Annotated in this window: 17 protein-coding genes; 5 read left to right on the forward strand and 12 right to left on the reverse strand. The window is 45.6% G+C overall.

Annotation, left to right across the window (positions count from 1 at the left end; translation table 11 throughout):
• Positions 1–12 precede the first annotated feature (12 nt).
• Positions 13–600, forward strand: a complete 588-nt coding sequence (locus BCT49_RS22810; RefSeq protein WP_029223215.1) for a YjaG family protein — start codon at positions 13–15, stop codon at positions 598–600.
• A 116-nt stretch (positions 601–716) separates the two neighbouring features.
• Here the strand turns inward: BCT49_RS22810 and BCT49_RS22815 are convergent, their stop codons facing one another.
• Entirely contained in the window at positions 717–1,880 is a 1,164-nt protein-coding gene (locus tag BCT49_RS22815; protein ID WP_102438419.1) for a CNNM domain-containing protein, read from the reverse strand.
• 270 nt (positions 1,881–2,150) lie between these two features.
• Here BCT49_RS22815 and hupA point away from each other — a divergent pair, with 270 nt between their 5' ends.
• Positions 2,151–2,423 (forward strand): nucleoid-associated protein HU-alpha, encoded by a 273-nt coding sequence (hupA, locus tag BCT49_RS22820; protein ID WP_017108607.1) that lies wholly within the window; start codon positions 2,151–2,153, stop codon positions 2,421–2,423.
• Between the two features lie 47 nt (positions 2,424–2,470).
• On the forward strand, positions 2,471–3,169 hold the full coding sequence (locus BCT49_RS22825) for a DUF1481 domain-containing protein (protein ID WP_102438421.1): 699 nt from the start codon (positions 2,471–2,473) through the stop codon (positions 3,167–3,169).
• Positions 3,170–3,304: 135 nt separating this feature from the next.
• Here BCT49_RS22825 and purD read toward each other — a convergent pair whose 3' ends face one another.
• Both purD and purH read right to left on the reverse strand, forming a co-directional pair.
• A complete protein-coding gene (gene purD / locus BCT49_RS22830) occupies positions 3,305–4,594 on the reverse strand; it encodes a phosphoribosylamine--glycine ligase (RefSeq protein ID WP_012604991.1) in 1,290 nt (429 codons plus the stop codon).
• 182 nt (positions 4,595–4,776) lie between these two features.
• On the reverse strand, positions 4,777–6,369 hold the full coding sequence (gene purH, locus BCT49_RS22840; RefSeq protein ID WP_065104159.1) for a bifunctional phosphoribosylaminoimidazolecarboxamide formyltransferase/IMP cyclohydrolase: 1,593 nt from the start codon (positions 6,367–6,369) through the stop codon (positions 4,777–4,779).
• Between the two features lie 323 nt (positions 6,370–6,692).
• On the opposite strand from purH, the gene zntR reads away from it, so the two are divergent.
• Positions 6,693–7,124: a Zn(2+)-responsive transcriptional regulator gene (gene zntR / locus BCT49_RS22845; protein ID WP_029223214.1), complete on the forward strand. Its 432-nt coding sequence runs from the start codon at positions 6,693–6,695 to the stop codon at positions 7,122–7,124.
• Between the two features lie 190 nt (positions 7,125–7,314).
• On the opposite strand, the gene fis is transcribed toward zntR, so the two are convergent.
• The 9 genes from fis to BCT49_RS22890 form a co-directional block, all read right to left on the reverse strand.
• Positions 7,315–7,611, reverse strand: coding sequence for a DNA-binding transcriptional regulator Fis (gene fis, locus BCT49_RS22850; RefSeq protein WP_004729744.1), 297 nt, complete (start codon positions 7,609–7,611; stop codon positions 7,315–7,317).
• 23 nt (positions 7,612–7,634) lie between these two features.
• On the reverse strand, positions 7,635–8,603 hold the full coding sequence (gene dusB / locus BCT49_RS22855) for a tRNA dihydrouridine synthase DusB (RefSeq protein WP_017104592.1): 969 nt from the start codon (positions 8,601–8,603) through the stop codon (positions 7,635–7,637).
• A gap of 141 nt (positions 8,604–8,744) precedes the next feature.
• Entirely contained in the window at positions 8,745–9,632 is an 888-nt protein-coding gene (gene prmA / locus BCT49_RS22860; RefSeq protein ID WP_102438425.1) for a 50S ribosomal protein L11 methyltransferase, read from the reverse strand.
• A 206-nt stretch (positions 9,633–9,838) separates the two neighbouring features.
• On the reverse strand, positions 9,839–11,182 hold the full coding sequence (accC, locus tag BCT49_RS22865) for an acetyl-CoA carboxylase biotin carboxylase subunit (RefSeq protein ID WP_065104157.1): 1,344 nt from the start codon (positions 11,180–11,182) through the stop codon (positions 9,839–9,841).
• A gap of 15 nt (positions 11,183–11,197) precedes the next feature.
• On the reverse strand, positions 11,198–11,650 hold the full coding sequence (gene accB, locus BCT49_RS22870; RefSeq protein WP_004729736.1) for an acetyl-CoA carboxylase biotin carboxyl carrier protein: 453 nt from the start codon (positions 11,648–11,650) through the stop codon (positions 11,198–11,200).
• A 74-nt stretch (positions 11,651–11,724) separates the two neighbouring features.
• Complete coding sequence (gene aroQ / locus BCT49_RS22875) at positions 11,725–12,174, reverse strand: type II 3-dehydroquinate dehydratase (RefSeq protein WP_004729735.1); 450 nt, start codon at positions 12,172–12,174, stop codon at positions 11,725–11,727.
• Between the two features lie 322 nt (positions 12,175–12,496).
• Positions 12,497–14,446, reverse strand: a complete 1,950-nt coding sequence (gene acs / locus BCT49_RS22880; RefSeq protein ID WP_102438427.1) for an acetate--CoA ligase — start codon at positions 14,444–14,446, stop codon at positions 12,497–12,499.
• A 218-nt stretch (positions 14,447–14,664) separates the two neighbouring features.
• Positions 14,665–15,297 (reverse strand): 3'-5' exonuclease, encoded by a 633-nt coding sequence (locus BCT49_RS22885; protein WP_102438429.1) that lies wholly within the window; start codon positions 15,295–15,297, stop codon positions 14,665–14,667.
• Positions 15,298–15,308: 11 nt separating this feature from the next.
• Entirely contained in the window at positions 15,309–17,141 is a 1,833-nt protein-coding gene (locus BCT49_RS22890; RefSeq protein WP_102438431.1) for a DUF294 nucleotidyltransferase-like domain-containing protein, read from the reverse strand.
• Between the two features lie 230 nt (positions 17,142–17,371).
• Between BCT49_RS22890 and BCT49_RS22895 the strand changes: the two genes are divergently transcribed.
• Positions 17,372–18,562, forward strand: coding sequence for a 3-phenylpropionate MFS transporter (locus tag BCT49_RS22895; RefSeq protein ID WP_102438433.1), 1,191 nt, complete (start codon positions 17,372–17,374; stop codon positions 18,560–18,562).
• The last annotated feature ends 76 nt before the right edge of the window (positions 18,563–18,638 follow it).

The raw sequence follows: 18,638 nt of genomic DNA on the forward strand, positions 1-18,638 counted from the left end.
TATTGAGTGACTATGCTTCAGAATCCATTGCAGGTTCGTCTTGAAAAGTTAGAACCTTGGCAACAAATTACCTTTATGGCGTGTCTATGTGAGCGTATGTATCCTAACTATGCCATGTTTTGTGAGAATACAGAATTTGCGGAAGCTCGAATCTATCGTGATGTTTTGGATAGCATTTGGGAAATCCTAACGGTTAAAACGGCAAAGGTGAACTTTGAGCGTCAACTTGAGAAAGTAGAAGAGCTATTCCCTAGCGGTGATGATTTTGATTTTTATGGTGTTTATCCAGCAATGGACGCATGCCAAGGCTTAGCAACGTTAATACACGGCCTGCTTGATCGTGAACACATGCTTGAATCGGTAATTAAAGTGAGCCAACAGTCGGTTAAGACCGTTGCAGAGCTTGAGTTTGCTCAAGGTGCTGAAGAAGTCACTAACGAAAACCAGAAAGAAAATGAAGCGGTATGTGAAGAGTGGGACGTTCAATGGGCGATCTTCCGACCACTTCGCGAAACGACAGAGCGTGACCTTGAACTGATTAAAGATCTGCGTCATGAACTGCGTGAAGACCCAGTGAGCAACATTGGTGTTGCGTTATAACAGTTGTTGAGTTGTAGCGAATAGAATAAAAAAAACAAAGGCTCCTTAAGGAGCCTTTGTTGTATCTGACGTCATCAAATTTCGATTAAGCGTCTTTTTCTTTTGTTTCTTAGCTTTTAGTTCTGAGCTTTGTCTTTTGATGCATTATCTTTTGCTGCGTCGTCGTCATCCGTTGATTTTGAATCTGAAGCATCGTTGTCTGCTGGAGTTTCTTTCTCTAGCTCGTCCTCTTCATCGCGGTTTTCGATAACACCGTGTGTCTCTTTCCACTTTTCCCAGCGCTGAAACGCAAGTTCTTGCATGTCTGTGGTTTTGTCCGCTTCATCAACGATCTCTTCGCCAACTAAATGCTCAAAAATATCTTCTAGGGTGATGATGCCCTGAATTGTGCCGTATTCATCAACAACCAAAGATAATTGCAGGCGATTGGCCATCATTTGGTCAAAAGCTTTAGCTAGGCCCATGTTGTTTAATAATACGTGGATAGGGCGCATGACTTCGCCTAACGCTTTTTCGCCACAACCCGCTTGTTGCAATCTAAACAGCTCCAGACGGTGAACAAAACCAATGATATTGTCACTTTGCTCGCTGTAGACCAATGGACGTGAGAATGGCGTGTCTTTGTGTTTCTCAAGGAACACATTGACGCTCATCTCTGCATCTACACGGAATACAACAGGGCGCGGCGTCATGACTTGGGTAACAGGCACGTCTTGAATGCCTAATAAGTTGCTTAGGATTTTTGATTCGCCTTCTGCGAACTCGCCACTCTCTTTGGCCAAAATAGCCATCGCTGATAGTTCGTCACGCATCTTCGGTGCTTGGTGACCACGAGCTAGACGTTTAGTAATTTGCTCTGAGAACCAAACAAACGGAGTTAGGAAGAATACCATCCAACGCAGTACCGTTGACGATGCTGGAGCAAGTTGACGCCAGTAGGTCGCACCAATCGTTTTTGGAACAATCTCAGACAATACCAGAATGCCCAGTGTGAGCACGGCAGAGAAAACACCTAGCCATTGGCTACCAAAAACCACAGCGGCTTGTGCACCTGCGGTTGCCGCACCAATGGTATGTGCGATGGTGTTGAGCGTTAAAATTGACGCGAGCGGGCGGTCAATATCTGTTTTCAGTTTGTCTAAAGACGCGGCTGCAGGGTGCCCATTTTGTTTTAGTTGAGCAATGTAGCTCGGACTAATACTCAAAAGTACAGCTTCCAAAACAGAACAAATGAAAGAAACTCCAATAGCAATGGAGACGTAAATAGTTAGCAGCAGCATGTTTGCCCTTAAATTAAATTGTACGCTTTGTCAGCGATTCAAGGTGGATTATAGAGAATAAGTAGTGGCTAGGTCATCATTAATTTCACTCTCAGCCCCTTTTAAACAAGGGCTTACTCAATAAAATCAGTAACAAATTGTGAGTTATTACTCATATTATGGCTAAAACTACGGCATTAGAGCTAAAGATCGACGACAAACCTTTGCCAGATAGGGCATTTATGTTTTAGAGTTAATTGAATTCGAAAATACTAAGAAGGGAAACCTAAAATGAACAAGACTCAATTAATCGACTTTATTGCTGAAAAAGCGGACCTTTCGAAAGCACAAGCTAAAGCGGCTCTAGAAGCAACTCTTGGCGGCGTGACTGAGACTCTTAAAGATGGCGATCAAGTTCAGCTAATTGGTTTTGGTACTTTTAAAGTAAACCACCGTGCAGCTCGCACTGGTCGTAACCCAAAAACTGGTGATGAGATCCAAATCGCTGCTGCAAATGTTCCAGCATTTGTTGCAGGTAAAGCGCTGAAAGATTCAGTGAAATAATCTAAACTGTACCGAGGTAGTTTTACTCTCACCTCGGTACAGGTTTTATGAAAAAAGCATTTCTTCTCGTTTCACTCTTATCTACATTTCTTTTCGGCTGTTCTTCAACAAGCCCCGGCAAAAACCTAGAGCAATTTGAAACCTATACCGGCGGCCAAGTCATGGGCGACGCGACAAGTTTCTTCTGGGTCACCAACAAGCTAACACAACCACACACTTCTGCTGACTACGTCACAATGGGCGACTATGGCTGGTACAAAACCGACTATGCTTGGTCCGATGGTGTACTGCGTGAATTTATTCGTGAAGGTGAGCTACGTGACGATTCACAAGCGTTAGCACCTTATCGTGTTCATGTACGCTTTAATCAGTCTGGCGAGGCCGTGTATCAACAATACCGTATCGGTAGCAAAATCTTGCCACTTCAATCAGAGCAGCTGGAAAACTACCAGAAGCAGGCGCTTTCGGTTCTCGATATCACAGAGAAGCAAAATGATGAAGGATTAGAACTTCTTCAGGGTTACTGGAATGGTGAGATTTTTGAGACGTGTTCAGGCGATAAATTCGAGTACTTTGAGTTTAACAAGACCTTACCAAGAATCGTTGTCAATCGTCTTGCTTCAGTAGAGAGTTATGGTGCCCTTGTTGGCAAGGTATCGTTACGTAAAGTGTCGGTCGCGGAGTTATTGGTATTAGCCGATGAAAACCATCAATGCATTCAAAGGCCATCACTCCTCAGTGAGTAGAGAGCTTTTGACCTGCGGTAGGCCAAATGCTTTGCAAGCGAACATAATGAATTTTAAATATTAAAAAAGGCGCCCTAGGCGCCTTTTTTGATTCAGCTAACTGCAATGAGTTAGAGAGAAGTTGTTCGAGAGAGGTTACTGCTCTTGCTCGCGCGCAATCGCACGGTAACCAATGTCATTGCGATGGAACATACCATTCCAGCTAACTTGCTTAGTTAACGCGTAAGCGCGCTCCTGAGCTTCAGAAACCGTATTGCCCAGTGCGGTTGCACATAGCACGCGGCCACCGTTTGTCACAACGTCGCCAGCTTCGTTATTTGTGGTACCCGCGTGGAAAACCTTTTGGCCTTCAACTTCGCTTGTCGGCAGTGAAATCACATCACCTTTTGCGTAGTCAGCAGGGTAACCGCCAGCCGCAAGAACAACACCGATAGAAGCGCGTGGATCCCACTTAGATTCTGCTTCGTCGAGTTTCTCGTCGATAGCCATTAGGCAAAGCTCAACAAGGTCCGATTCCATACGCATCATAATAGGTTGCGTTTCTGGGTCGCCGAAGCGGCAGTTGTATTCGATAACCTTTGGCGTGCCGTCAGCATCGATCATTAGGCCAGCGTAAAGGAAACCTGTGTAAGGCGCGCCTTCTGCATCCATACCACGTACTGTTGGGTAGATAACTTCTTCAAGGATACGGTTGTGGATTTCTGGAGTTACCACTGGTGCAGGAGAGTAAGCTCCCATGCCGCCTGTGTTAGGGCCTGTATCTTTGTCGCCAACACGTTTGTGATCTTGGCTGGTGGCCATAGGCAGTACGCTAGAACCGTCTACCATTACGATGAAGCTTGCTTCTTCGCCTTCAAGGAATTCTTCGATCACTACGCGGCTACCTGCTTCGCCAAATGCGTTGCCTGCTAGCATGTCTTTGATTGCGTCTTCTGCTTCTTCAAGGGTCATCGCAACGATAACGCCTTTACCTGCGGCAAGGCCGTCAGCTTTTACTACGATTGGAGCGCCTTGCTCGCGAACGTAAGCGATAGCTGGCTCAATCTCAGTGAAGTTTGAGTAGTAACCTGTTGGGATCTCATGACGAGCTAGGAAGTCTTTGGTGAATGCTTTCGAACCTTCAAGCTGTGCTGCCGCTTGAGTTGGGCCAAAGATTGGTAGGCCAACTTCGCGGAATGCATCAACTACACCAATAACCAATGGTGCTTCAGGACCAACGATAGTCAGTTCGATTTTTTTCTCTTGAGCAAACGCCACTAAACCTGCGATGTCTTCAACACCGATGTTTACGTTCTCAAGTTTCGGCTCAAGTGCAGTACCTGCGTTACCTGGAGCGATGAATACCGTTTCAACATTTGGGTTTTGTGCAGCTTTCCAGCCTAGTGCGTGCTCACGACCGCCAGCACCGATGATTAAAACTCGCATTGTAAAATCCTTAATCTCAAATATCTAAATATTCAAAAAACAAAATGATTAATCTTTTATTCAAAATAGTTGGTGCTGTGGCTAGGCAACAATTGAGCCCATCCCCGGGAGCATAGCGTGCTATGTGACTGGGGTGGGCGAAAGCAGTTAACGACGCCACAGTGCCAAATATAAAGAATAAATTAGTGGCGGAAGTGACGCATGCCAGTAAAGATCATCGCCATGCCGTGTTCGTCTGCTGCTGCGATAACTTCGTCATCACGCATAGAGCCGCCCGGTTGGATAACACACTTGATGCCCGCTTCTGCTGCCGCGTCGATACCGTCACGGAATGGGAAGAATGCGTCAGATGCCATCACACAACCTTCAACCTGTAGACCTTCGTCTGCAGCTTTGATGCCTGCGATTTTTGCAGAGTAAACGCGGCTCATTTGGCCAGCGCCAACACCAACCGTCATGTCACCTTTCGAGTAAACGATCGCGTTAGATTTCACGTACTTCGCTACTTTCCAGCAGAATAGCGCATCTTTTAGCTCTTCAGCTGTAGGTTGGCGCTTAGAAACCACTTTTAGGTCGTCTTCAGAAACCATGCCTTGATCGCGGTCTTGAACTAGCAAGCCACCGTTAACGCGTTTCACGTCAAAGCCTGTTGTCTTAGTCGTCCATTCGCCACACTCAAGCAGGCGAAGGTTTTTCTTAGCTGCGACGATTGCTACTGCTTCAGCAGAAACAGAAGGTGCAATGATAACTTCAACGAATTGACGCTCAGTGATAGCCGTTGCCGTAGCTGCGTCTAGTTCACGGTTGAATGCGATGATGCCGCCAAATGCAGACGTTGGGTCTGTTTTGAATGCACGGTCGTAAGCTTCTAGGATGTCTTCACCTAGTGCAACACCACATGGGTTAGCGTGCTTAACAATTACACATGCTGGCTGGTCGAACTCTTTCACACACTCAAGTGCTGCGTCAGTGTCAGCGATGTTGTTGTAAGAAAGTGCTTTGCCTTGGATTTGGCGAGCCGTTGAAACTGATGCTTCTTCAGGGTTTGCTTCAACGTAGAATGCTGCTGCTTGGTGGCTGTTTTCACCGTAGCGCATGTCTTGCTTCTTCTCGAACTGTTGGTTGAACGTGCGAGGGAATTTACTCTCTTCATCACCTTCTTTGTTCTCACCGTAAGATGGAACCATAGTGCCGAAGTAGTTTGCGATCATGCCGTCGTAAGAAGCCGTGTGCTCGAATGCTGCGATAGCGAGGTCGAAGCGAGTCTCTAGTGTTAGAGATTTCTCGTTCGCGTCCATTTCAGCCACAACACGCTCGTAGTCGTGTGCGTTTACAACGATCGTTACGTCTTTGTGGTTTTTAGCAGCAGAGCGAACCATTGTTGGGCCACCGATGTCGATGTTCTCAACAGCGTCAGCAAGGGTACAACCTTCTTTAGCAACGGTTTCTGCGAATGGGTATAGGTTTACAACAACCATATCGATAGGGTTGATACCGTGAGTTTCCATCACGTCATCATCTTGGCCACGACGGCCTAGAACACCACCATGAACTTTTGGGTGCAGAGTCTTAACACGGCCATCCATCATTTCTGGGAAGCCAGTGTAGTCAGATACTTCTGTTACAGAGATGCCTTTTTCAGCAAGCAGGCGAGCAGTGCCACCAGTAGATAAGATATCTACACCACGGTTAGCAAGAGCTTGTGCAAATTCAACGATACCAGTTTTGTCTGATACGCTGATGAGAGCGCGGCGAATTGGACGAGCGTTATTCATGCTTCCATTTCCTCAAATTCATGGGGTTAAAATAAAGATATTTGCCAAAAAAGAACTTGTTTCTATCTTCTCAGCGTGGATTATCTTAGATACCAGTAAGAGATAAAATATTGGCCAGTTTTGGTAAAGACCTTTTGGGTGTTCTTATAATCAAGCTATAAGATAACCAACTCCAAATTTGATGGCGCAGATTCTAACTAATTTATTACAAAAAAGCTCGCGCAATCGTTTGGCATCTCAAAATTAATTATGAAAAGTGCCATTTCAGCCTGAAAAGTAACAACAAGGTTAATAGTGGAATGGATGAAATAATAGGAAAAAGCATGTTTCAGATTGGCGAATTGGCGAAAAGATGCGGTGTGACAGCCGATACCTTGCGTTTTTATGAGAAGAATAACCTGATTGCACCAGCCAGTCGCAGTGAGTCGGGTTATCGTCTGTATGATGAAAATAACCAAAAGCAGGTGACATTTATTCTCAAATCTAAAGAGTTAGGGCTGAGTTTAGATGAAATCAAAGAATTGTTAGAGATTCGTCTTGAAGCGACTCAACACAGTTGCGCTGAAGTGAAGTCGATTACCTCTTCTAAATTAGAGATGATTGATGAAAAGATAACGGAGCTTACTAAGATTCGAACGGCACTCAAAAAGATCAATGATGCCTGCTGTGGCCACATAGATGACGATGCGAGCCATTGTTCGATTTTGGCTGCCTTGGACTCAGCAAACCTTGAGAAGGGGCGTTGTTGTAGCTAAGCAAGCCGATAGCAGCTGATTTGCATTCGTTGGGTATGTTGCCTTGCTGTCTTACAGTCTTATTACTTACTGCCTTACAACCTTGTTACTCAACCAGACAGTCTTGTTCAGCGACATAATCAATAGGCAAAAAAAAGCCAAACTCAATAAATGAGCTTGGCTTTCAATTCAATTAATTACGAAAGAACGATTAGTTCATGCCGTATTTTTTAAGTTTCTTGCGAAGAGTACCGCGGTTAATACCCATCATGGTTGCTGCGCGAGTTTGGTTACCGCGAGTGTACTGCATGATAGTGTCTAGTAGTGGCTGTTCAACTTCAGCTAATACTAATTCGTATAACTCGCTGACTTCTTGACCGTTTAATTGAGCAAGGTAATTTTTCAATGATGCTTTAACTGAGTCACGTAGAGGCTTCTGCGTGATTTGGTCTTGTGATGTAACTGTAGTTACTGTCAATGCTTCTGAAGTCAGATTTTGTTCGAACATATTCGGTCTAGCTCTTCTCGTAATTATGGTGCAACGTTATCAAAAAAACCTTCTAGCGCTTCAAGCTGCAGATCACCTGCTTCGAATGCGTTGAAGGTACGGCGAAACTCACTCGCTTGTTCATGTTCTTTTAGATACCAACCCACATGCTTACGAGCAATACGGGGGCCTAAAAACTCGCCATAAAATTCATGTAGAGCGTTAACATGGCCAAGCATGATGTCTTTCACTTCCGAAGTCGGGAGCGGGTCCATCGTGGTGCCGTTTTCCAAATAGTGTAGGATTTCGTTAAAAATCCAAGGGCGTCCTTGGGCAGGTCGACCTATCATTAAAGCATCAGCGCCAGTGTACTCCAGCACAAACTTAGCTTTTTCCGGGCTATCGATATCACCGTTAGCGATAACCGGAATAGATACTGCTTGTTTTGCTGCTTTAATGTGTTTGTATTCTGCCTCACCTTTGTACATACAAGCGCGAGTTCTCCCGTGAAGGGCAAGAGCTTGTATGCCGCAGTCTTCGGCTATTTTAGCGATTTGGACACAGTTTCTATTGTCTGTATCCCAGCCTGTGCGCGTTTTCAACGTTACTGGAACGTCGACAGCATTTACTACAGCCTTCAGAATATCTTCAATGAGTTCTGGATGCTGAAGTAGGGCTGAGCCCGCAAGCTTCTTATTCACTTTTTTGGCTGGACAACCCATATTGATATCGATGATTTGCGCACCGTTAGCAACATTGAATTGAGCAGCCTCGGCCATAAGCTGTGGATCTGCACCAGCGATTTGTACTGAACGAATGCCCGATTCGCCTTCATGTACCATACGCTGCTGAGACTTTGACGTTTTCCAAACTTTCGGATTGGAGGACATCATTTCACTGACTGCCATCCCCGCACCGTAACGAAGACACAACTCACGGAATGGTCTATCCGTTACGCCAGCCATAGGAGCGACGATTAGATTGTTCTTAAGTTGATAATTTCCGATTTTCAAAAAATGTCATCACAGTTCTGTACCAGCAAGGGCGCGCATTTTACGCATTTTTTCGCTGCGTGAAAAGACTAATATTTGAGCATTTACAATTTGTTTTTGTAATTTGCTTAAAATTCAGTCAATTAGCGCCCAAAGTCTTGTCTAGCCTTGCTTGCGACCAGAGATTCGACACCATTCTTGTTGTTCAATGATTGGATCAATGTGAAGCTCATCACGATAATAAGTCGCAACATCTTCTGCTTGTGTATCCAAAACACCCGACATCGCAAGCACGCCAGTTGGCTTAATTAGGCCTTTGATGATGCCTGAAAGGTCGCGTAATGGACCTGCAAGAATGTTAGCAACAACAACGTCAGCAATCAGACCTTCAGGTTGATCTTGAGGTAGGAACACCTCTAGCTGCTCAGCAACACCATTGCGTTGTGCGTTGTCTTTTGAAGCAAGCAGAGCTTGAGGATCAATGTCGATCCCGATAACTTTTTCAGCGCCAAGTTTGATCGCAGCGATCGCAAGAATGCCTGAACCACAACCGAAATCGATCACGGTTTTGCCTGTAAGGTCTAAGCCTTCAAGCCACTCAAGACACAATGCCGTTGTTGGGTGAGTACCAGTACCAAATGCAAGACCAGGGTCTAACATGACGTTCACAGCGTCAGGTTCTGGGATATCACGCCAGCTCGGACAGATCCAAAGACGCTCACCAAACTTCATTGGGTGGAAGTTATCCATCCATTCACGTTCCCAGTCCTTGTCTTCAATCTGCTCGATTTTATGAGCAAAGTCTGCAGGGAACATGTTGCTTGCTTTAATCTGCGCTAGAACGACACCAGTATCAATCTCAGCGTCGTATAGCGCGAGAATGTCAGTATCACCCCAAAGGCGAGTTTCACCCGGCAGAGGCTCAAATACAGGGGTATCTTGTGCATCCAGGAAAGTTACAGAAAGAGCACCAGTCTCTTCCATTAACATGTCGCCGATTTGTTCGGCATTTTCATTGGTCGCATTAAGCTTGATTTGAATCCAAGGCATGGCTGCATCTTCTATATGAGAAAAATTGGATGGGGAGTCTAGCAGAAAATATGAGCAAATTCACCAAAACACCGCGGATTATAAGAGGGATTATCGATTGATTTTTGCGAGTGTTTAAAAACAAAAATGCCCACCGAAGTGAGCATTTATTACTGTTCTACAGAGAACGTATTACGGAAGGCTAGCTTCTGTTGCAGACCAAGCTTCTATTGCAGACCAAGCTTCTTCTCAAGGTAGTGGATGTTTGCACCACCGTGTTGGAAGTTTTCGTCGTTCATAATCGCTAATTGCAGCTCAGTATTGACGTTGATACCTTCAACAATCATTTCTGCTAGTGCGTTCTTCATACGTGCAATCGCTACGTCACGGTTCTCACCGTAAGTGATCAGCTTGCCGATCATTGAATCGTAATGCGGTGGCACTGTGTAGCCAGTGTAGATATGAGATTCCCAACGAACACCCATGCCGCCTGGTGCATGGAAACGTTCAATCTTACCTGGTGAAGGTAGGAAGCGAACTGGATCTTCAGCATTGATACGACATTCGATTGAGTGGCCGCGCAGCTTGATATCATCCTGTGTGAATGATAGAGGCTGACCAGCAGCAATGCGAAGTTGCTCTTTCACTAGGTCGATACCCGTTACCATTTCAGTAATCGTGTGCTCAACCTGGATACGAGTGTTCATTTCGATGAAGTAGAACTCACCGTTCTCGTATAGGAATTCAAATGTACCTGCGCCGCGGTAACCAATCTCAAGACATGCACGAGTACAACGGTCGCCGATGTATTTACGCATTTCTTCAGTGATACCTGGTGCTGGCGCTTCTTCCACAACTTTTTGGTGACGACGCTGCATTGAACAGTCACGCTCACCTAGGTGGATAGCATTGCCTTGGCCATCTGCAAGCACTTGTACTTCAATGTGACGTGGGTTTTCTAGGAATTTTTCCATGTAAACCATGTCGTTATTGAAACATGCTTTTGCTTCAGCACGCGTCATCGCGATAGCTTCTGTTAGTTCTTTTTCAGTACGAACAACACGCATACCACGACCGCCGCCGCCGCCAGATGCCTTGATGATTACAGGGAAGCCAATGCGCTTAGCGTGCGCTTTGTTTTTTACTTCATCGTCATCAAGAGGACCGTCAGAACCTGGTACACAAGGTACGCCAGCTTTTTTCATTGACGTGATAGCTGACACTTTGTCACCCATCATGCGAATGGTTTCAGCTTTAGGGCCAACGAAGATAAAACCACTGCGCTCTACCTGTTCTGCAAAGTCTGCATTTTCAGATAGGAAGCCGTAGCCTGGGTGAATAGCGACTGCACCAGTAACTTCAGCTGCGCTGATGATACGAGGGATGTTCAGGTAGCTATCGATACCGCGAGCTGGACCAATACAAATGGTTTCGTCAGCAAGAAGTACGTGCTTAAGATCACGGTCAGCAGTTGAGTGAACCGCTACCGTTTTGATGCCAAGCTCTTTACATGCTCGCAGAATACGCAGTGCAATTTCACCACGGTTCGCGATTACTAATTTATCTAACATAATAAGTGCTCTCTATTATTCGATAATTACTAGAGCTTGGTCGAATTCTACTGGTTGACCGTCTTCAACTAGGATTGCTGTTACAACACCAGACTTATCAGCTTCGATTTGGTTCATCATTTTCATTGCTTCAACGATACATAGAGTTTCGCCAGCAGTTACAGATTGACCAACTTTAACGAATGGTTTTGCATCTGGGCTTGGAGCGCCGTAGAAAGTACCAACCATTGGAGAAAGAACTTGGTGACCAGCTGGAACCGCAGGAGCTGCTGCTTCCGCTGCTACAGGTGCCGCCGCAGGTGCTGCTGCCGCTACAGGAGCTGGAGCCGCTGCATATTGAATAGGCGCTGCAGATACAGGGCTGTTACGACTGATTCGTACTGACTCTTCACCTTCAGAGATCTCTAGCTCAGAAATGCCAGACTCTTCAACCAATTCGATTAGCTTTTTGATTTTGCGAATATCCATTGTTTCTTTCTCTTTATCTGTTGATTGAACTTACTCTTTGACTGAGTAGGTTAGTAATAGTTCGTTGTTTTTATTTACTTTGCGTTGAGCTTGTTGAGCGCAGCCGTCAAAGCAAATTGATAACCTTGGGCACCTAAGCCACAAATCACACCTTCTGCTTTATCAGATAGGTAAGAGTGGTGACGGAATGGTTCACGTGCGTGAACATTCGATAGATGAACCTCAATAAATGGGATAGCAACACCAAGTAGTGCATCACGCAACGCCACACTGGTATGTGTAAAGGCCGCTGGGTTGATAATAATAAAATCAACATTTTGATAAGCACTATGGATAGCTTCAATCAGTTCATACTCACGATTTGACTGTAAGTGAGACAGCTCAACATCTTGTGTTTTCGCTTGCTCGGTCAAAGAGCTAATAATCTGGTCAAGTGTTTGAGAACCGTAGTGTGCAGGCTCTCTAAGGCCTAACAGGTTAAGGTTTGGGCCATTTAAAACTAGAATGCGAAACTTTGTAGACATTGTGGGGCTATCTTCCTTTATCGTGTTTACGAATGTGAATGTTGCCATTTTATTGAAAATTTGGGGTTAATTTCCAGTAAGAAAAACCCAAATTTAAAAATTAGAACCAGATTATAGCTAATTCAGCGCAAATCGCAGCAATTTACTGGTCTAATCTCCTATAAGTACGGCATGGAATTGTTATCAACTTAACAAAAAACCGCGATTGCCTTAATTTTATCGAAGATATTTGAGATCAAGATCGGCCATAAAAAAACCGCCACATAGGTGACGGTTTATTAATGGCTGTTTTAAACAGTGATTAGCTAATGTGACGAGTTGCTTATGCCAATTCTGCTTTCTCAGCAATCAGCTTATCGACCACGCTCGGGTCGGCCAGTGTCGACGTATCGCCTAGGTTGCCAGTATCGCCTGTGGCAATCTTACGTAGGATACGACGCATGATTTTACCTGAACGAGTTTTTGGCAGAGAGTCTGTCCAATGCAGTACATCTGGTGTTGCGATTGGGCCAATCTCTTTACGTACCCAGTCTTTCACTTCTTTATGAAGCTCTGCGGTTGGGAATTCACTATCATTTAGTGTGATGTAAGCGTAAATTGCTTGGCCTTTAATATCATGAGGAATGCCCACAATCGCTGCCTCTGCAATCTTATCGAACGCCACTAGCGCCGATTCAATCTCAGCGGTACCCATACGGTGACCTGACACGTTAAGCACGTCATCCACACGACCCGTAATCCAGTAGTAACCGTCTTCATCACGACGAGCGCCATCACTGGTAAAGTACATGCCTTTAAAGGTAGAGAAGTAAGTCTGCTCAAAACGGTCATGATCGCCGTGAACGGTACGCATTTGGCCCGGCCAAGAGTCAAGAATCACTAGGTTTCCGTCAGTCGCGCCTTCAATGATGTTGCCCATGTTGTCGACAAGCGCGGGTTGCACACCGAAGAAGGGACGAGTTGCTGAACCCGGTTTTAGGTCGGTTGCGCCCGGTAGTGGTGCGATTAAGATGCCGCCTGTTTCTGTTTGCCACCATGTATCGACAATCGGAGACTGCTCATTACCAATCGTTTTGTAGTACCACTCCCACGCTTCAGGGTTGATAGGTTCACCTACCGAGCCCATGACTCTTAGGCTGTCACGAGAAGTCCCTTCAACCGCTTCATTGCCTTTTGCCATTAGGGCACGAATCGCCGTTGGTGCAGTATAAAGAATATTAACTTGATGCTTATCGACCACTTCACTCATGCGGCTTGTGTTCGGGTAATTCGGCACGCCTTCAAACAGAATGGTTTTTGCACCATTAGCTAGCGGCCCGTATACAAGGTAAGTGTGACCGGTAATCCAACCCACATCCGCAGTACACCAGAAGGTTTCGCCTTCTTGGTAATCGAATACGTATTTGAAGGTCATGGCTGCATAAACAAGGTAACCACCTGTGGTGTGCATTACACCCTTAGGTTTGCCTGTTGAGCCTGATGTATAAAGAATGAATAGTGGATCTTCCGCATTCATCTCTTCAGGTGGGCAATCAGCTGATACGTTTGCGATAGCATCATGCCACCACACATCACGGTGTTCGTGCCAAGCAACATCACCGCCAGTGCGTTTGAATACCACAACCTTCTCGATGTTCTTCACTTCAGGGTTAGTGAGTGCTTCATCGACATTCTTCTTCAGTGGAACAGCGCGGCCGCCACGCACGCCTTCATCGGCAGTGATAACGACTTTAGAGTTTGAATCGATAATACGACCAGACAGTGCTTCAGGTGAGAAACCACCGAATACCACTGTGTGAACCGCACCGATACGGGTACATGCCAGCATCGCAACTGCAGCTTCTGGAACCATTGGCATGTATAAACAAACCACATCACCTTTACGTACGCCTTGCTCTTTCAGAGCATTTGAAAACAGGCACACTTCTTTGTGCAGTTCGTTAAAGGTTAGGGTTTTATCATCAGCAGGGTCATCGCCTTCCCAGATGATAGCGACTTCATCACCGCGCTCAGCAAGGTGGCGGTCGATACAGTTAGCCGAAACGTTAAGCGTGCCATCTTCAAACCAGCGAATATCAATGTGGCCAGGGTCGAAAGAGGTATTTTTTACTTGTGTGAAAGGCTTAATCCAATCAACGATTTTTCCGTGTTCACCCCAAAAGCCTTCAGGGTCAGAAACAGATTGTTGGTACATGGCTAGGTAAGTGTCATTATCCGCGTGTGTGGTTGATTTAATACTTTCTTTTACCGGATAAACGTGGGCTTCACTCATTGCATCTCTCCTTGTGCCTACATTCTTAATGAACTGGCAACTTCCTTTGTGTTCAGTTTCTAAGTCTATTACAGGACCGTCGTTGTGCTATCACTCTCGGCTAGGACGGCGATTTCCACAATTAGACTTTAGGATGAGACGGCGCTTTTCACTTACAAAATAGCGAGTTAAGTTCATTTTTGCGATATTGCTCTCTATGTAGAAAGGCAATGGTTGAATTAAGAATAAGAAGAGTTGAAACGAGGTAAATCACCGTGTTTAAGGCGAACAAAGATCAGCGCAGCGGAGATAGCATCTTGTAATGCATCATGTTTATTTACTGGGATAGGCAAATCCAGCTGGCGGCAGATGGCGTCCATACTGAGATCGAAGTAGGCATTGGGAAGCTGCCTTTCGAGTTTGTCTTGATAGAGCAGGCTCACTTCGACTAATCGGTTAGGCAGTGGGAATCCGAGTTGTTTTAAACAGGCGCGGTCGAGAATTTTCTTGTCATAGCGGATGTGATAACCGACTAAAGGACGATTACCAATGAAGTCGAGCAGTTCGATTAAGGCCTGTTTTTCTTCAATACCGTGTTTTAGATCTTGATGGCGAATGCGATGAATTTTGATTGAATTGCCATCGAGAGATTGAGGAGCACGCAGCCGAACTTCAAAAGGCTGGCTGGTAATGATTCGGTTACCGATGATCTTAGTCGCGGCAATGGTGACCAATTCGGCCTGATTGGGATCGAGGCTGGTGGTTTCACAATCAAGAGATACGTATTCGTGATCAACAGGCGCCGCAAACAGAGGCTGATAAAGAGAGCCTTTGAGTTTGTGATGCCAGTAATAGCGAACCAACCTATTCATCGTTCAGTCGTCTAATCTCTTATCTGATAATGGTAGCCAAGCCATTGCTTGAATTTCTTGACCACATGTAGGCTATGACGAAGTAAGTCTCGGTCAGCCCGTTCCATCAGTTTGACGTCGATTTTATTGCTGCTGTGTTGCTGAGAAAGCCTTTGCGCCAAACGCCATTTAAAGAACTGTTTGAGTGCTTCATTGAGGTTGTCCGCGGTACTTTGCTCTAACACCTTCTTGCTAACCAGCTGTTCAATACGTTCAAAGGTGTTGTTCACCGTGACACCATGCTCAAGGCAAAGTGCTCTCACGCCGTGCACAATCGGGAAAATACCACCTTGTTTGATATCGAGCCCTGACTTGGATTTTTTTACATTACCAAACAGGGTGAGGGGAACTGAAAAGTTAAGAGCAGGGCGGCAGAATTCAGTCAGAATCAATTCTTGTCCTAGCATCAAATCACTCAGGTGCTGCTTAACCGGATTTAATAGTTCTCTGTTACCCGCAACGGCATGTGCATCCGCCATGATAGCAATATCCATCACGGTGTCTGGCGTTGCTTTTTTTACCCAACGGGTGAGCGTTTGTTTCCACTCTTGTTGTGAGTGAACCCATTTCGGGTTGTTGACCATCACGTTGCCCGGGCAGAGTGGGTAGCCTAATTGCTGCAATGTATGAGTTAGGTCGTTCATTGCACTTTGGCATTGGTGCCACTCCAAGCCATCCTGAATAATCAGCGCATTATCTTGATCGGTTTTAAGGATTTGCTCTCCGCGACCTTCAGACCCTAATACGATCAGGCAGCAGTGGTTCTGCAATGCTGATGGAATAACCAACTCAAAAGCCTTCTCTATGATCTGTTCATTAACGGCTGAAATTAGCTCCATGATGAAGCGTGTGCGAATGCCGTTGCTGAGTAGGCTTTCGACCAGTTGACGTTGTTTATTGGAGGCTAATGCCAGCTCTTCAATGCTGGTGGCTCGCGCAATACGCAAAGTAAGAACGTGAGAATGAGTAGAGAATGCACTCAAAATCTGCGTCATATCCACCATACCAACAGCATTTGGACCATCACAAACCATCAGCCTTTTTACGCGATTTCGGGTCATGGTGATCATGGCGTTAAACAAGAAGTCCCCTTGATTAACGTGCAGTACCGGGAACGTTGCTATCTCGCCAACCGCGGTATCGAGCGGATGATTATCGAGCATCACCGCGTGCAATAAATTGGTTCTTGTGACGATTCCATACGGAAAGGAACATGATGATCCAAAAGCTTTTGGATCATCATGTTCTAAATGAACCAAGGCCGAGTCCAACCCTTGTTCTTTAAGGGTTTGAGTAACTTGGTTGATAGGTTGGCCGGGTTCCAGTATCAGTGGCGGGTGATAGATCGACTCGTCCACTTTGGTCAGTATGAACTCGGCAAGATTCTGTTGCTGTTGAGCGGCTTCTATCAGCGCTTTTCGTGTCGAAAGGTTGCTATCAAAGTAAGCGGCAAACTGGCCATTGGCGTGGTAAAGATCGAGAAAGATATCGGTTGGCAGTAGATAACTTAACGTATCTTCAAGCGCGATATATTGGTGTTTGGTGTGAGGCTCAAACTGACTGCGTACATCGAATATATCGTCATTGGCATAGTGTGCGTAGATCTCTCCATCGCTGCTCGCGCGCTCTTCAACAGCGCCTTTAATCAGAATATGCAGATGGCGACTTGGGCGGTCTGCCTCCAATATCACCTCGTGTGCTCGGTAATAAACCACATCCAATGAAGAGCGCAGTGTTAACTGCTCCGTGTCGGACAGGCTATCGAAGGGCGGGTGCTGCATATTAAATTTATCAGGCATAAGCATCGAAAGAAGTAGGAGTCTCTTTTCAGTCTGACAAATTACTAGCGAAGCTCCAGACGACTTTAGTCTAAATGCGATCGTGGGTGTTGGTGAGCGCCGGATACCTCAGTTAAATGGGATATCGATATTCATTGAATACAGGAATGCTATCTCCTCAATAATTCCCTTTTTCATCGTATACGACGTAGGCATAATTGGTTCTGCCTTTTTCTGCACATTTTTATAGGTCGCCTATGTTTAGTCCTTCCCCTTATGGCTGGATATCCCAGTATTTTCTTGGTTTCTTTTTTGCTTATGGCGTTTATTTGCCATTCTGGGCGCTGTGGTTTGAAGACCAAGGCGTTTCTGCGGGTGACATTGGTGTCTTAATTGGTATTGGTTTTGCGACGCGCTGTGTTGCTAACCTCGTGATTACGCCACGTATCCATAAAGTTGAGCATTTAATGCCGGCTTTGCGTTGCTTGAGTTTCGCGGCACTGCTGTTTGTTGGCTTCCATTTCTTCACTGGCGGCAGCTTCATATTGATGTTGCTGGCAACGGTTTTGTTTAACCTCTGTTATGGGCCAATCATTCCACTTTCGGATGCAATGGCTAACCACTACAGCCGTCTTAATATGCTCGACTACGGACGTACTCGTTTATGGGGTTCGATTGCCTTTATTGCCGGTTCGACTGTGGTTGGTTATTTGGTCGCGCAATTCGGGACTGACATGATTTTGTATACGGCGTTTGCTGGTGTGCTGATGTCATTAGTGTTGGCGATGAGAAACCCTAACGTGATGCCGGTGACACACTCCGAGCAACAGGCAGTACGACCAAAATTAGGTGAGTTACTAAGAGAGTCGTCAGTGGTTAAGTTTTTAGCCTTGATGGCGCTGCTGCAAGGTAGCCATGCAGCTTATTACAGCTTTAGTGCGATTTATTGGAAAGAGGCGGGTCACTCTGAAGCGATTATTGGTTACTTGTGGAGTCTAGGTGTTGTCGCAGAAGTGGCTGTGTTTGCTTTGAGCAAGCGACTGTTTTCTGGAATCACGTTACGTACTCTGTTCGTGATAGCAGCATTAGGTGTGATGGCTCGCTGGGGTATAACCGCATCGACCACCGCGATCGCGGCTTTGATTCTTGTGCAATTGCTTCACGGCGTGACATTCGCCATGGCGCACATCGCTGCGATTCAATACATCCAATCTGAAGAACAGAACAAGATGGTTGCCCTGCAAGCTCTGTACAACGCAATCCCACTGGGTGCCTTTATCGCGCTAATGACGACCTTAAGTGGTTGGGGCTATGAGCTTTGGGGTGCGAATATTTTCTGGGGGATGGCTGCGATGGGTGGATTGGCATTGTTCATTAAACTGGATGAAAGAAGTTCAGTCGTTGAAGTCAATCAAACTGCCTCAGCTCAATCTGATGCTCAGAATTAAAGCCCAAAGCACAGAATTTAAGCGATGCGATTGAGTTAAACGCACTTCCCTAGTTAAATGAAACCTCTCCCTTATG

It is taken from the genome of Vibrio lentus (assembly GCF_002875945.1).
GTDB lineage: Bacteria > Pseudomonadota > Gammaproteobacteria > Enterobacterales > Vibrionaceae > Vibrio > Vibrio apostichopi.